Annotated in this window: 2 protein-coding genes; one reads left to right on the forward strand and one right to left on the reverse strand. The window is 61.7% G+C overall.

The annotated features are described in order from the left end of the window. Positions 1-249: 249 nt before the first annotated feature. On the reverse strand, positions 250-552 hold the full coding sequence (locus P1U55_RS13575) for a hypothetical protein (RefSeq protein WP_301048161.1): 303 nt from the start codon (positions 550-552) through the stop codon (positions 250-252). Positions 553-578: 26 nt separating this feature from the next. On the opposite strand from P1U55_RS13575, the gene P1U55_RS13580 reads away from it, so the two are divergent. Next, positions 579-947: a recombinase family protein gene (locus P1U55_RS13580; RefSeq protein WP_301048177.1), complete on the forward strand. Its 369-nt coding sequence runs from the start codon at positions 579-581 to the stop codon at positions 945-947. Positions 948-1430 lie beyond the last annotated feature (483 nt).

Consider the following 1430-nt stretch of genomic DNA (forward strand, 5'->3'; position numbering starts at 1 on the left):
TCCCGCACATCTCCATGACCGAGTCGCGGATCGCGCGCTGGTCGTCAGTCATCCGATAGTCCATTTTCCCCTCCCGTCGCGGCGCCATCCCTCCGGCTTCCACCGAGGCCGCCCACGCCCCCTAGTTAAAAAATCCGAACAATATTCGAGATTTCAATTCAACCTTCCACCGCACTCCCGATTCGTCAACCGCCAACAGCAACCCTGATGCGGCTCGCGCACCCCAAGCCTGACATTTGGAGCGCTAAATTACTGTTTTTGCTTGCCGTTTCGGCAGACAGCACGAAACCGAAACAAGAACACCGCGCCTCCCAGCAACGATCGACCTTCTCTGACGACAAGCGCCCGCAGGCGGACAACATGGCTTTGGAGCGCCGATGCCGCGCCGAAGGGTTGGGAAGCAACGATCGTTAAGCGCATTTGACCGGGGCGCTCGCCGGCGGTTTTCGTGCCGCCGGAAGCTGAGGAGTGTCTGACGTCAGCACCAATGTGCCAGTTTAGGTTGATTTGATAAGGGAGGGTTTCTGGCGCATCGGTGCTGACGTCAGACAATCGGGAATGCCGCCTTCCTGCTCACCCTGCGCGACAGCGGCGTCCGCTTTCTAACCGTCGACATGCCCGAGGCGAACGACCTCACCGTGGGCATCATGGCTTTGGTGGCGCAGCAGGAGCGCGAAGCGATCTCGCGGCGGACAAAGGAGGCGCTGGCAGCCGCCAAGGCACGCGGGATGATGCTTGGCAACCCAAACGGCGCCGCGGCGCTCAGGCGGGCTGGGGAGGGCGATGTGGCGCTCCGGGTGGCGTTGTCGCGGAACGCGGACGCGTTCGCGGCGGGGCTGGCAGAGGTGATCGCGGAGATCCGGGCCGAGGGGCTTACGTCGCTCAGGGCGATCGCACGGCAGCTCAACACACGTGGCATCCTCACTCGGCGGGGCGGGCGGTGGTAGGTGTCGAATGTGCGGAATCTATTGGAGCGTCTTGGCAAGGCGTGAAGGCGTGGATGGTGTCCGAACCCTGATGACCGGGGTGACGTTAAGAATTGATGGGACTGCGGCTGACTTTGCAGTAAAAGCACGAACTGCCGGGAGCCTCATGTTCGAAACACCTTCGTGCTTGGGATATGCGCTTCTCGCCGCGCGACACACCCAATTTTGACGATGCGAGAGTTGAACGTCAATGAAGCGACCTTTTTGTCAGTGCAAGGCGTTCAAATCAGGTTTGGGCTGCGATGGGGGTCAAAAACGACCGTTTCTGGTGCCGCACTCAGGCGGGAGCCAGCTGTAGGCCATGCGGCCCCGAGACAGGCAGGTTCATTTCCCCAACCCGTCCGATGCCCGCCACATCCAGGTCGACCCGATGCAGCGCCGGGCAGGTCTCGATCCAAGCGCGCCAGGTGAGATCGAGGGTGGGTAGGGCTGCATCGAGGTCAA

The organism is Vannielia sp. (genome assembly GCF_029212645.1).
GTDB lineage: Bacteria > Pseudomonadota > Alphaproteobacteria > Rhodobacterales > Rhodobacteraceae > Vannielia.